The organism is Pseudomonas sp. IT-P100 (assembly GCF_949767185.1).
GTDB lineage: Bacteria > Pseudomonadota > Gammaproteobacteria > Pseudomonadales > Pseudomonadaceae > Aquipseudomonas > Aquipseudomonas fluorescens_B.
In genome coordinates, this window is the sequence record NZ_CATKQK010000011.1 from 204682 (window position 1) to 217496 (window position 12815).

The 12815-nt window shown below is 60.4% G+C and carries 10 protein-coding genes; 5 read left to right on the forward strand and 5 right to left on the reverse strand.

The genetic code is table 11. From position 1 onward, the window contains the following. Nucleotides 1-16: 16 nt before the first annotated feature. The 5 genes from ACM6IQ_RS09135 to ACM6IQ_RS09155 all read right to left on the reverse strand — a co-directional run bounded on the left by ACM6IQ_RS09135 (nt 17) and on the right by ACM6IQ_RS09155 (nt 4992). Complete coding sequence (locus ACM6IQ_RS09135; protein ID WP_017337290.1) at nt 17-943, reverse strand: GGDEF domain-containing protein; 927 nt, start codon at nt 941-943, stop codon at nt 17-19. 373 nt (nt 944-1316) lie between these two features. After that, complete coding sequence (locus ACM6IQ_RS09140) at nt 1317-2057, reverse strand: YciK family oxidoreductase (RefSeq protein ID WP_008031809.1); 741 nt, start codon at nt 2055-2057, stop codon at nt 1317-1319. 168 nt (nt 2058-2225) lie between these two features. Continuing rightward, nucleotides 2226-2897 carry an N-acetylmuramic acid 6-phosphate phosphatase MupP gene (mupP, locus tag ACM6IQ_RS09145; RefSeq protein WP_017337291.1) on the reverse strand — a complete coding sequence of 224 codons (672 nt, stop codon included), beginning with the start codon at nt 2895-2897 and terminating at the stop codon, nt 2226-2228. Nucleotides 2898-2901: 4 nt separating this feature from the next. Next, nucleotides 2902-3600 (reverse strand): bifunctional 2-polyprenyl-6-hydroxyphenol methylase/3-demethylubiquinol 3-O-methyltransferase UbiG, encoded by a 699-nt coding sequence (ubiG, locus tag ACM6IQ_RS09150; RefSeq protein ID WP_038982154.1) that lies wholly within the window; start codon nt 3598-3600, stop codon nt 2902-2904. A gap of 57 nt (nt 3601-3657) precedes the next feature. After that, the gene (locus ACM6IQ_RS09155; protein ID WP_414878564.1) at nt 3658-4992 is read right to left on the reverse strand and encodes a TRZ/ATZ family hydrolase; all 1335 of its coding nucleotides are present in this window, start codon (nt 4990-4992) and stop codon (nt 3658-3660) included. A gap of 107 nt (nt 4993-5099) precedes the next feature. Between ACM6IQ_RS09155 and mtnA the strand changes: the two genes are divergently transcribed. The 5 genes from mtnA to hisC all read left to right on the forward strand — a co-directional run bounded on the left by mtnA (nt 5100) and on the right by hisC (nt 12789). Continuing rightward, nucleotides 5100-6176, forward strand: coding sequence for an S-methyl-5-thioribose-1-phosphate isomerase (gene mtnA, locus ACM6IQ_RS09160; RefSeq protein ID WP_017337294.1), 1077 nt, complete (start codon nt 5100-5102; stop codon nt 6174-6176). A gap of 426 nt (nt 6177-6602) precedes the next feature. After that, nucleotides 6603-9266, forward strand: coding sequence for a DNA gyrase subunit A (gene gyrA, locus ACM6IQ_RS09165; RefSeq protein ID WP_017337295.1), 2664 nt, complete (start codon nt 6603-6605; stop codon nt 9264-9266). Nucleotides 9267-9486: 220 nt separating this feature from the next. Continuing rightward, on the forward strand, nt 9487-10572 hold the full coding sequence (gene serC / locus ACM6IQ_RS09170) for a 3-phosphoserine/phosphohydroxythreonine transaminase (RefSeq protein WP_414878565.1): 1086 nt from the start codon (nt 9487-9489) through the stop codon (nt 10570-10572). Next, entirely contained in the window at nt 10572-11666 is a 1095-nt protein-coding gene (gene pheA, locus ACM6IQ_RS09175; RefSeq protein ID WP_017337297.1) for a prephenate dehydratase, read from the forward strand. Before serC ends, pheA begins: the two co-directional genes overlap by 1 nt. Before the next feature lie 10 nt (nt 11667-11676). Further along, nucleotides 11677-12789 carry a histidinol-phosphate transaminase gene (gene hisC / locus ACM6IQ_RS09180; protein ID WP_017337298.1) on the forward strand — a complete coding sequence of 371 codons (1113 nt, stop codon included), beginning with the start codon at nt 11677-11679 and terminating at the stop codon, nt 12787-12789. Nucleotides 12790-12815 lie beyond the last annotated feature (26 nt).

Consider the following 12815-nt stretch of genomic DNA (forward strand, 5'->3'; position numbering starts at 1 on the left):
GCCCGCCGGCGAATCTTCAGCCCGCCATCGCCAATCGGTTGCGTCCTTCACGCTTGGCCACATACAGCGCGCTGTCGGCCCGGCGCAACAGGCTTTCGACTGACTCGCCGGGCAGCAGGGTCGCACAGCCGAGGCTGACGGTCAGCTCGATCAGCTTGCCATCGGCCAGATAATCCTTGGCCTGGGCGGCAAACCGCAGCCGCTCGCCGACCATGGCCGCCGCCTCGCGGCCGGTGTTGGACAGCAGAATCAGGAACTCTTCGCCGCCAAAGCGAAACACCATGTCGACGTTGCGCAACTGGCCTTTGATCGAGGCTGCAACGGCTTTGAGCACATCATCGCCGGCACTGTGGCCGTGGGTATCGTTGATCTGTTTGAAGTGGTCGATGTCCAGCATCAGCAGCGACAAAGGTTGCAGATGCCGACGCGACATGTCGATTTCCCGTTGCAGCGTCTGGTCCATGGCAATGCGATTGCCGGTGTCCGTGAGGGGGTCGCGCAAGGCGCTTTGGGTGGCGGCGCGGTAGAGCAGGGCATTACGCATCGGGTACAGCAATGCGGACAGCAGCGACTCGAGGTTGCCCTGCTCCTGCTCGCTGAAGCGCTGATTTCTGCGGAAAACCAGTTCGCCCAGGTGCTCGCCTTCATGGCTGAGGGTGTAACTGATCGAGTGGTGACCGCGCAGACCGAGCTCCAGCCGCAAGTCGCTGGCTTTGTGCTGGTAGCTTAAGGCGTCGAGCGGCACGAGTCGGTGAATTTCACGGTAGAAGAGCCCGAGAATGCGTTGTGGCTCAAGCGTGGTTTGCAGTTGCAGGCTCAGTTGCTGGCGCACTTGCGCAAGACTGACCGGCCGCTTCAGAAGCAGGGGCTGTTGACCAAAGCCCAGGCGTTGCAATTTGGCGCTATCGAAGTCAATTGCGTTGGTCTGGGAAGGTGATTTCATATGGCGTGCGCCCCTAAGCAGTAAGGCTGTCTTACAGGCTGGGTGAGAGCGGCTTTGGGCTGCGCGTCGTACTGGTCCATCAGTCCCGTAGGACATTTGGCGCAAGTCTAATCTGCTTTGTCGAAGATTAGTAACCTATCGACGCGAGCGTCGGCCCGTCTGCTTTCACACGGCGTGTCTGAGCAGATATAGAGCGAAACTCGTGCCATTCGTTTCATTCGGATTAAATTGCTTGTTAATCAATAGCCTGTGTCGTTTTTCGGCGGTTTTTGCCGAACAGGATGGCATTTATTTGACTGGCATGACCTTCAGTTATGTCGCTTGTTGAGTGCCATGACAAAAATTCGCCACGGCACAAAAGCGACGCACGGCGTTACTGGGCGTTGAATGCCTGGCCGTTGATGCCGGTGCTGTCCGGACCCATCAGGTAGAGATAGACCGGCATGATCTCTTCGGGCGTCGGGTTGTTCAGCGGGTTTTCGCCGGGGTAAGCCTGGGCGCGCATGCTGGTGCGGGTGGCGCCGGGGTTGATGCTGTTCGAGCGCACCGGGGCCACGGTGTCGACTTCGTCGGCCAGGGTTTGCATCAGGCCTTCGGTGGCAAACTTGGAGACGCCATATGCACCCCAATACGCACGGCCCTTGCGGCCGACGCTGCTGGAAGTGAACACCACCGAAGCATCCTGCGACAGTTTGAGCAGCGGCAACAACGTGCTGGTGAGCATGAACATGGCGTTGACGTTGACTTGCATGACGCGCATGAAGTTTTCGCCGGACAGCTGTTCGATCGGGGTGCGCGGACCAATGATCGATGCGTTGTGCAGCAAGCCGTCGAGGTGGCCGAACTCGGTTTCGATCATCGCCGCCAGCTCATCGTATTGATGGGGCAGGGCGGTTTCGAGGTTGAACGGGATCACGGCCGGTTGTGGATGGCCGGCGGCCTCGATTTCGTCATAGACCTGAGTCAGGTTGGCTTCGGTCTTGCCCAGCAACAGTACGGTGGCGCCGTGGGCGGCATAGGTTTTCGCAGCGGCAGCGCCGATGCCGCGACCAGCGCCGGTGACCAGAATGACCCGGTCCTTGAGCAATTCAGGGCGGGCGGAATAATCAAACATAAAAACCTCGTCAAAATCGTGCATCGAACCAGTGGCGAGCGGGCTTGCCGTGGCGAGGGGATTTATCCCCCTTCGGCCGCGGGGCAGCCGCAATTAACGGTTTGGGGCCGCTTCGCGACCCAACGGGGATATATCCCCTCACCACTATGTTTCCGGCAAACCATCGGTTTAGCAGCTACAAAGCGCGCTATCCAAAACCTTGCGCAACTCCAGCGGATGATCGACCACCACATCCGCCCCCCAATGCCGCGGGTTATCGTCCGGATGAATGTAGCCATAGGTCACGGCGGCCGTTCGGGTGCCGGCATCGCGGCCGGACTCGATATCACGCAGGTCATCACCCACGAACAGCACGCTGGCCGGATCGAGGTCGAGCATCTTGCACGCGAGGATCAACGGCTCCGGGTCCGGCTTGCTGTTCTTCACGTGATCCGGGCAGATCAGCAGCGCCGAACGCTCGGCCAGCCCCAGTTGCTGCATGATCGGCTCGGCAAACCGCAGTGGCTTGTTGGTGACCACGCCCCAGATCAGGTTGGCTTTTTCGATGTCGGCCAGTACTTCCACCATGCCGTCGAACAGCTTGCTGTGAACCGCACAGCCCGCGAGATAACGCTCGAGGAACTCCAGGCGAAGTGCTTCGAAGCCCGGAGATTCCGGGTCCATCGAGAAGGTCACGGCAACCATCGCCCTGGCGCCGCCGGAGATCTCGTCGCGGATGTGCTTGTCATTCATCGGCGGCAGGCCGCGGTCGGCACGCATCGCCTGACAGATCGCAATGAAGTCCGGCGCGGTGTCGAGCAGGGTGCCGTCCATGTCGAAAAGAACTGCTCTGATACGCATCTGCTTACTCCTCGCGCAGGGTCTGGATCATGTAGTTGACGTCCACGTCGGAGGCCAGTTTGTAGTGCTTGGTCAGCGGGTTGTAGGTCAGGCCGATGATGTCCTTGACGGTCAGGCCGGCCATGCGGCTCCAGGCACCGAGCTCGGAAGGGCGGATGAATTTCTTGAAGTCGTGGGTGCCGCGCGGCAGCAGCTTCATGATGTATTCGGCACCGACGATGGCGAACAGATACGCCTTCGGGTTGCGGTTGATGGTGGAGAAGAACACCTGGCCACCCGGCTTGACCATTTTGAAGCAGGCGCGGATCACCGACGACGGGTCCGGTACGTGCTCGAGCATTTCCAGGCAAGTGACCACGTCGAACTGCTCCGGCATCTCTTCGGCCAGGGCTTCGGCGGTGATCTGCCGGTATTCGACGCTCACGCCGGATTCCAGCTGATGCAGCTGAGCAACGGCCAGCGGCGCCTCGCCCATGTCGATGCCCATCACGGTCGCGCCGCGTTGAGCCATGGCCTCGCTGAGGATGCCGCCGCCGCAACCGACGTCGAGAACCTTCTTGCCGGCCAGGTTGACGCGTTCGTCAATCCAGTTGACCCGCAGCGGATTGATGTCATGCAGCGGTTTGAACTCGCTTTCGCGGTCCCACCAGCGATGGGCCAGGGCTTCGAATTTGGCGATTTCGGCGTAGTCGACGTTACTCATGGTTCATCCTCTAAAACTTGAAAAATCCTGTTGCCCCGGCGGTTCGCCCCGGGGTGCTTACGATTCGGTGTGGCCGCTGATGCGCCGGCCCCAGGCCTTGGCGGTGGCGCAAAGCTGTTCTTCATCGAGACGGGTCAGGCGACGGTCGTCGAGCAGTTGCTTGCCACCCACCCAAAGGTGTTTCACGCAGTCGCGACCGGTGGCATATATAAGCTGCGAAACCGGGTCGTAGACCGGTTGCTGCGCCAGGCCGGAAAGGTCGAACGCGACCATGTCCGCGGCTTTGCCGATTTCCAGCGAGCCGACCTCCGCCTCGATGCCCAGGGCGCGTGCGCCGTTCAGGGTGGCCATGCGCAGGGCGCGATGGGCGTCCAGCGCGGTGGCCGAGCCGGCGACGGCTTTGGCGAGCAATGCGGCGGTGCGGGTTTCGCCAAGCAGGTCGAGGTCATTATTGCTGGCCGAGCCATCGGTGCCGACGGCCACATTGACGCCAGCCTGCCACAACCGCTCCACCTGGCAGAAACCGCTGGCCAGCTTCAGGTTCGACTCTGGGCAATGAATCACATGGGTGTTGCTTTCTACCAGCATCACCAGGTCTTCATCGCTGATCTGAGTCATGTGAACCGCCTGGAAGCGTGGCCCCAACAGGCCCAGGCGCGCGAGTCGGGCCAACGGGCGTTCGCCGCGCTGCTCGACCGATTGCTGCACTTCGAAGGCGGTTTCGTGGACGTGCATGTGAATCGACGCGTCCAGCTCTTCGGCGATCACCCGGATTTTCTCCAGGTTTTCGTCGCCCACGGTGTAAGGCGCGTGGGGGCCGAAGGTGACTTTGATGCGCTCGTGGTGCCTGAGATCGTTGAACAGTTCAACACCCTGACGAATGGCTTCGTCCGCCGTGCTGGCGCCCGGGATCGGGAAATCGAGGATCGGAATCGCGATTTGTGCGCGAATGCCGCTGTTATGCACGCGTTCGCTGGCAACCTTCGGGAAGAAATACATGTCAGAGAAACAGGTGATGCCACCTTTGATCTGTTCGGCGATGGCAAGGTCGGTGCCATCGCGTACAAAGGCTTCATCGACCCACTTGGTCTCGGCGGGCCAGATGTGGTTTTCCAGCCAGGTCATCAGCGGCAGATCGTCTGCCAGGCCGCGGAACAGCGTCATCGCCGCATGCCCGTGAGCATTGATCAGGCCGGGGCTGAGCAACATGTCCGGCAGTTCGCGGATTTCGGTGGCGTCAAGCTTCAGCGCAGCCGCGCGCGGGCCGATAAAGACAATGCGCCCGTCGCGAATGCCCAGGCCATGCTCTTTGAGGACAACGCCAGCGGGTTCGACGGGTACCAGCCAGGTCGGCAGCAATAACAGGTCGAGCGCAACGGCAGTGTTCGGCATCGAGGGTCGGTTCCAGTGCTTTTGTAAAGGATGGCGAAGTATACCCGAGCGTCTTCGCGGGGGGATCGCTATAATCGGCGGCTTTGTTACTGAGTACGGGGTGTGGGATGCGCGATCGACTGTTGGCTGCGGAGAAGGTGAAGGCCATCGATTGGCGTGATGGCGCCCTGTACCTGCTGGATCAGCGTATTTTGCCATTCGAGGAAACCTGGATTGCCTACACCAGCGCTGCTGGCGTGGCCGAAGCCATTCGTTCGATGGTGGTGCGTGGTGCTCCGGCGATTGGCATCAGTGCTGCGTATGCCATGGTGCTGGCAGCCCGTGCCCGAATTGCAGAAGGCGGTGACTGGCAGGCTGCGTGGGAAGAGGATTACGCGTTGCTGGCCGATTCCCGGCCAACGGCGGTGAATCTGTTCTGGGCCTTGAGTCGCATGCGTGACCGCCTGGATCGTCTCAAGGAAGATGCAGACCCACTGGCGGCGCTGGAAGCGGAGGCCATTGCCATTCACGAAAGTGATCGCGAAGCCAACCTGACCATGGCGCAACTGGGTGTTGACCTGATCCGCAAGCATCAGGGCAACGCGCAGGCGATCCTGACCCACTGCAACACCGGCGCGTTGGCCACCGGCGGCTTCGGCACCGCGCTGGGGGTGATTCGCGGGGCGTTCATCGAGGGCATGGTCGAGCGCGTCTACGCCGACGAAACCCGTCCTTGGCTACAGGGTTCGCGTCTGACGGCGTGGGAGTTGGCCAACGAAGGCATTCCCGTGACCTTGAATGCCGACTCTGCCGCTGCCCATATCATGAAGACCAAAGGCATTACCTGGGTCATCGTCGGCGCCGACCGGATCACCGCCAATGGCGACGTGGCCAACAAGATCGGTACTTATCAACTGGCGGTGAACGCCATGCACCACGGCGTGCGCTTCATGGTGGTGGCGCCGAGTTCGACCATCGACATGAACCTGGCCAGTGGCGACGACATTCCGATTGAAGAGCGTGACGGCCGCGAGTTGCTGGAAGTGGGCGGCAAGCGAGTCGGGGCGGATGTCGATGCGTTCAACCCGGTGTTCGACGTGACCCCGGCGGATTTGATCGACGCGATCGTCACCGAGAAAGGCATCGTCGAGCGTCCGGATACGGCGAAGATGGCGCAGTTGATGTGCCGCAAGCGACTGCATTGAGGGCGTTCGGCGTCTTGTGAATCGCCATCGCCGGAAGGCTGGCTCCCACAGGTTTTGTGATCGACACCGATCCTGTGGGAGCCAGCCTGCTGGCGATGAGGCGCGCAATGCCAATAAACATCCGTAATTCGGTCGCGAATTCTGCATTCGGAGTGGCTCTGAGCCTCTCTCGTCGCCGTTAAGCCTGCCACCAGTCAACTAACTACACTCCATGCGCGTCTGGGGGATAGGTGCGTGGCGGCTCTTGTGATAACATCCGGCGGTTTCCAAGGTAGCCCGATGTGGCTGCCTTTACTGCGCAGATCCATGGCATAACTCGTTGATTTGTCGTAAGTCGGTGCACTGGCAATCAGCCTGCATCGGCGAGCTTCGTTCGTCCCATATGGATGTGACGAAGTTTCACCAGAAAAAGGAATCAGGCTTCTCATGGGCGAACTGGCCAAAGAAATCCTCCCGGTCAATATCGAAGACGAGCTGAAGCAGTCCTACCTCGACTACGCGATGAGCGTAATTGTCGGGCGGGCACTGCCGGATGCGCGCGATGGCTTGAAGCCCGTGCACCGGCGTGTGCTGTTCGCGATGAGCGAGCTGGGCAACGACTTCAACAAGCCGTACAAGAAATCTGCCCGTGTTGTCGGTGACGTGATCGGTAAGTATCACCCTCACGGTGATACCGCGGTTTACGACACCATCGTTCGGATGGCGCAGCCATTCTCGCTGCGCTACCTGCTGGTAGACGGCCAGGGCAACTTCGGTTCGGTGGACGGCGACAACGCCGCGGCCATGCGATACACCGAAGTGCGCATGACCAAGCTGGCGCACGAACTGCTGGCCGACCTGCATAAAGAAACCGTGGACTGGGTGCCGAACTACGACGGCACCGAAATGATCCCGGCGGTCATGCCGACCCGTATTCCCAACCTGCTGGTCAACGGCTCCAGCGGTATCGCCGTGGGCATGGCGACCAACATTCCGCCGCACAACCTCGGTGAAGTCATCGACGGTTGCCTGGCCCTCATCGACAACCCCGAGTTGACCATCGATGAGCTGATGCAATACATCCCCGGCCCGGACTTCCCGACTGCCGCGATCATCAACGGCCGCGCCGGCATCATCGAAGCCTACCGCACCGGTCGCGGTCGCATTTACATGCGCGCCCGCTCGATCATCGAAGACATCGACAAGGTCGGTGGCCGTCAGCAGATCGTCATCACCGAACTCCCTTACCAGCTGAACAAGGCCCGTCTGATCGAGAAGATCGCCGAGCTGGTAAAAGAGAAGAAGCTGGAAGGCATCACCGAATTGCGCGACGAGTCCGACAAGGACGGTATGCGCGTCGTGATCGAGCTGCGTCGTGGCGAAGTGCCTGAGGTGATCCTCAACAACCTCTACGCCCAGACCCAGCTGCAAGCGGTGTTCGGTATCAACATCGTGGCGCTGATCGACGGCCGTCCGCGGATCCTGAACCTCAAGGACCTGCTGGAAGCCTTCGTTCGCCACCGTCGCGAAGTCGTTACCCGTCGTACCGTGTTCGAGCTGCGTAAAGCCCGCGAACGTGGTCACATTCTGGAAGGTCAAGCGGTTGCCCTGTCGAACATCGACCCGGTCATTGCCCTGATCAAGGCCTCGCCAACCCCGTCGGAAGCCAAGGAAGCGCTGATCAGCACGCCTTGGGAATCCTCCGCCGTGGTCGCGATGGTCGAGCGTGCCGGTGCCGATTCGTGCCGTCCGGAAAACCTCGATCCGCAATACGGTCTGCGCGAAGGCAAGTACTTCCTGTCGCCGGAACAGGCGCAAGCCATTCTGGAACTGCGTCTGCACCGCCTGACCGGTCTGGAACACGAAAAACTGCTGGCCGAGTATCAAGAGATCCTCAACCAGATCGGCGAGCTGATCCGCATCCTCAACAGCGCCACGCGCCTGATGGAAGTGATCCGCGAAGAGCTGGAAGTGATCCGTGCCGAATACGGCGACGTGCGACGCACCGAAATTCTCGATGCCCGTCTCGACCTGACCCTGGGTGACATGATCCCGGAAGAAGAGCGCGTCGTGACTATTTCCCATGGTGGCTATGCCAAGACCCAGCCATTGGCTGCGTACCAGGCCCAGCGTCGTGGCGGTAAAGGCAAATCGGCTACCGGCGTCAAGGATGAGGACTACATCGCTCACCTGCTGGTCGCCAACAGCCACACCACGCTGTTGCTGTTCTCCAGCAAAGGCAAGGTGTACTGGCTGAAAACCTACGAGATCCCGGAAGCGTCCCGCGCAGCCCGTGGTCGTCCGCTGGTCAACCTGCTGCCGCTCGACAGTGATGAATACATCACCACCATGCTGCCGGTCGAGGAATACACCGAAGGTCACTTCATCTTCATGGCCACCGCCAAAGGCACCGTGAAGAAGACCCCGCTGGAATCCTTCAGCCGCCAACGCAGCGTCGGTCTGATCGCGCTGGAACTGGATGAAGGTGACGTACTGATCTCTGCCGCCATTACCGATGGCGATCGTGAAGTCATGCTGTTCTCCGACGGTGGCAAGGTCACTCGCTTCAAGGAAACCGACGTCCGCGCCATGGGCCGTACCGCTCGCGGTGTCCGCGGCATGCGTCTGCCGGAAGGCCAGAAGCTGATTTCCATGCTGATTCCGGAAGAGGGCAGCCAGATCCTTACCGCCTCGGCCCGTGGTTTCGGCAAGCGTACGGCGATCACCGAGTTCCCTGAGTACAAGCGTGGCGGTCAGGGCGTTATCGCCATGGTCAGCAACGACCGTAACGGCCGTCTGGTCGGCGCGGTTCAGGTGCTCGACGGCGAGGAGATCATGCTGATTTCCGACCAGGGTACGCTGGTTCGCACCCGTGTCGACGAAGTCTCCAGCCTGGGTCGTAACACCCAGGGCGTGACCCTGATCAAGCTGGCCAGCGATGAAACGCTGGTAGGGCTGGAACGGGTTCAGGAGCCGTCGGAAGTCGAAGGCGAAGAGCTGGAAGGCGAAGAGGGCGAAGAAGGTGCAGTGTTCGACGGTGAAGTCGTGATCGACGACGCTGCCGAAGACCAGCAACTCGACGCCGCTGCCGACGAAGAACCGCAAGAGTAAGCGGACAAACAGGGGGCGGATGAAAATTCGCCCCCTTGTTGTTTGTCCTCCAGGAACTGTGGAATTGATTTTAATGTAGGAGCTGTCGAGCGAAGCGAGGCTGCGATCTCTTGATCTGGCTCTTGCTTTCACTTGGCTCTAAAAGATCGCAGCCTCGCTCTGCTCGACAGCTCCTACAGATTTATTGCGTGACTACCACCAAATCAGAGCGAGATTGGATGTGAGCAAGAGAGCCTATAACTTCTGTGCCGGTCCTGCGGCACTTCCCGAAGCTGTCCTGCAGCGCGCCCAGGGTGAACTCCTTGATTGGCACGGCAAGGGCCTCTCGGTCATGGAAATGAGCCATCGCAGTGATGAGTTCGTGTCCATTGCGACCAAGGCCGAGCAGGATCTGCGGGATCTGCTGAATATCCCCTCGAACTATAAAGTGCTGTTCCTGCAAGGTGGTGCCAGCCAGCAATTCGCTCAGATTCCTCTGAACCTGTTGCCGGAAGGTCGCACCGCCGACTATATCGATACCGGTATCTGGTCGCAGAAAGCCATCGAAGAAGCTTCGCGCTACGGTAACGTCAACGTCGCCGCCACCGCCAAGCCTTACGACTATTTCGCTATCCCTGGTCAGAACGAATGGAAGCTGTCGAAAGACGCGGCCTACGTTCACTACGCACCGAACGAAACCATTGGCGGCCTGGAATTCAACTGGGTCCCGGAAACCGGTGACGTTCCGCTGGTCGCCGACATGTCCTCGGACATCCTCTCGCGTCCGATCGATGTTTCGCGCTTCGGCATGATCTACGCCGGCGCCCAGAAAAACATCGGCCCGAGCGGCATCGTCGTCAACATCGTTCGTGAAGACCTGCTGGGTCATGCCCGTTCCCTGTGCCCGACCATGCTCAACTACAAGGTCGCGGCCGATAACGGCTCGATGTACAACACCCCGCCAACCCTGGCCTGGTACTTGTCCGGCCTGGTGTTCGAGTGGCTGAAAGAGCAGGGTGGTGTCGAAGCCATCGGCAAGCTCAACGAAGTGAAACAGCGCACGCTGTACGACTTCATCGATGCCAGCGGCCTCTACAGCAACCCGATCAACAAGTCCGACCGCTCGTGGATGAACGTGCCGTTCCGTCTGGCTGACGATCGTCTCGACAAGCCATTCCTGGCCGGTGCCGACGAGCGTGGGCTGTTGAACCTCAAGGGGCACCGTTCTGTGGGCGGCATGCGCGCCTCCATCTATAACGCCGTCGACATCGTTGCGGTCAACGCACTGGTTTCGTACATGGCAGAGTTCGAGAAGGAACATGGCTAATGTCTGAGCAAGAACTCAAGGCACTGCGCCTGCGCATTGATGCCCTGGACGAAAAAGTCCTGGAGCTGATCAGTGAGCGCGCACGCTGCGCCCAGGAAGTTGCGCGAGTAAAGATGGCCTCGCTGGCCGAAGGCGAAGTGCCGGTGTTCTATCGTCCTGAGCGCGAAGCTCAGGTGCTCAAGCGCGTGATGGAGCGTAATCAGGGACCGCTGGGCAATGAAGAGATGGCGCGGTTGTTCCGCGAAATCATGTCCTCGTGCCTGGCCCTCGAACAGCCGCTGAAAGTGGCTTACCTCGGCCCTGAGGGCACCTTCACCCAGGCCGCGGCCCTGAAACACTTCGGTCACGCGGTGATCAGCAAGCCCATGGCGGCGATCGACGAAGTGTTCCGCGAAGTGGCGGCCGGTGCGGTGAACTTTGGCGTGGTCCCGGTGGAAAACTCCACCGAGGGCGCGGTCAACCACACCCTCGACAGCTTCCTTGAGCACGACATGGTCATCTGTGGTGAAGTCGAGTTGCGGATTCACCATCACTTGCTGGTCGGTGAAAACACCAAGACCGACAGCATCAGCCGTATCTATTCCCATGCCCAGTCGCTGGCCCAGTGCCGCAAGTGGCTGGACGCACACTACCCGAATGTCGAGCGCGTGGCGGTGTCGAGCAACGCCGAAGCCGCGAAGCGGGTCAAGGGTGAGTGGAACTCGGCGGCCATTGCCGGCGACATGGCCGCAGGCCTGTACGGGCTGACCCGTCTGGCCGAGAAAATCGAGGATCGCCCGGACAACTCCACGCGATTCCTGATGATCGGCAGCCAGGAAGTGCCGCCGACGGGCGACGACAAGACCTCGATCATCGTCTCCATGAGCAACAAGCCAGGCGCGCTTCACGAGTTGCTGGTGCCGTTCCACGACAATGGCATCGACCTGACGCGAATCGAGACACGTCCTTCGCGCAGCGGTAAATGGACCTACGTGTTCTTTATCGACTTCGTCGGCCACCATCGCGATCCGCTGGTGAAAGGTGTGCTGGAAAAAATCAGTCAGGAAGCAGTGGCACTTAAAGTGTTGGGTTCCTACCCGAAAGCCGTTCTCTAAGGGGTAGCAAATGAGTGGCAACTTCCTCGCTCTGGCACAGCCAGGCGTGCAACAACTTTCGCCTTACGTTCCGGGCAAACCTGTGGATGAACTGGCGCGCGAGCTGAATATCGATCCGGCCAGCATCGTCAAACTGGCGAGCAACGAAAACCCGTTGGGTGCCAGTCCGAAGGCGCTGGCTGCGATTCGTGAAGAGCTGGCCGAGCTGACTCGTTACCCGGACGGCAACGGTTTTGCGCTCAAGACCCTGCTGGCCGACCAATGCCGCGTCGAGCTGAATCAGGTGACGCTGGGCAATGGCTCCAACGACATCCTGGAGCTGGTCGCTCGCGCTTATCTGGCACCGGGCCTGAACGCGGTATTCAGCGAGCACGCGTTTGCGGTCTATCCGATCGTCACGCAAGCTGTCGGTGCTACGGCCAAAGTGATTCCGGCCAAAGACTGGGGTCATGATCTGTCGGCCATGCTGGCTGCAATCGATGCCGATACCCGCGTGGTCTTCATCGCTAACCCGAACAACCCGACCGGGACCTGGTTTGGCGCCGAAGCGCTGGACGAGTTCCTGCAGGACGTACCGGAACATGTGCTGGTGGTGCTGGACGAGGCCTACATCGAATACGCCGAAGGCAGCGACTTGCCGGATGGTCTCGACTACCTGGCGGCCTACCCGAATCTGTTGGTCTCGCGCACCTTCTCCAAGGCTTACGGCCTGGCGGCGCTGCGGGTCGGTTATGGCTTGTCCACCGCGGTGGTTGCCGATGTGCTGAACCGTGTGCGCCAGCCGTTCAACGTCAACAGCTTGGCCCTGGCCGCTGCTTGCGCTGCACTGCAAGATACCGACTACCTGGCAGAAAGCCGTCGCCTGAACGAAACCGGCATGCAGCAGCTTGAAGCGGGTTTCCGTGAGCTGGGGCTGAGCTGGATTCCATCCAAGGGCAACTTCATCTGTGTTGACCTGGGTCGTGTGGCGGCCCCGGTTTTCCAGGGGTTGTTGCGCGAAGGCGTGATCGTGCGTCCGGTGGCCAACTACGGCATGCCGAACCACTTGCGCATCACCATCGGCCTGCCGGCGGAAAACAGCCGCTTCCTTGAGGCGCTGACCAAGGTCCTGGCTCGTGGTTGATGTCACTGCTCTGCAATCTGCTGAAC

What these genes read in the sequence shown, in the direction of transcription:
- ACM6IQ_RS09135 (WP_017337290.1), bottom strand. Translation starts at nt 943, where the DNA reads ATGAAATCACCTTCCCAGACCAACGCAATTGACTTCGATAGCGCCAAA.
- ACM6IQ_RS09140 (WP_008031809.1), bottom strand. Translation starts at nt 2,057, where the DNA reads ATGTTTGATTATTCCGCCCGCCCTGAATTGCTCAAGGACCGGGTCATT.
- mupP (WP_017337291.1), bottom strand. Translation starts at nt 2,897, where the DNA reads ATGCGTATCAGAGCAGTTCTTTTCGACATGGACGGCACCCTGCTCGAC.
- ubiG (WP_038982154.1), bottom strand. Translation starts at nt 3,600, where the DNA reads ATGAGTAACGTCGACTACGCCGAAATCGCCAAATTCGAAGCCCTGGCC.
- ACM6IQ_RS09155 (WP_414878564.1), bottom strand. Translation starts at nt 4,992, where the DNA reads ATGCCGAACACTGCCGTTGCGCTCGACCTGTTATTGCTGCCGACCTGG.
- mtnA (WP_017337294.1), top strand. Translation starts at nt 5,100, where the DNA reads ATGCGCGATCGACTGTTGGCTGCGGAGAAGGTGAAGGCCATCGATTGG.
- gyrA (WP_017337295.1), top strand. Translation starts at nt 6,603, where the DNA reads ATGGGCGAACTGGCCAAAGAAATCCTCCCGGTCAATATCGAAGACGAG.
- pheA (WP_017337297.1), top strand. Translation starts at nt 10,572, where the DNA reads ATGTCTGAGCAAGAACTCAAGGCACTGCGCCTGCGCATTGATGCCCTG.
- hisC (WP_017337298.1), top strand. Translation starts at nt 11,677, where the DNA reads ATGAGTGGCAACTTCCTCGCTCTGGCACAGCCAGGCGTGCAACAACTT.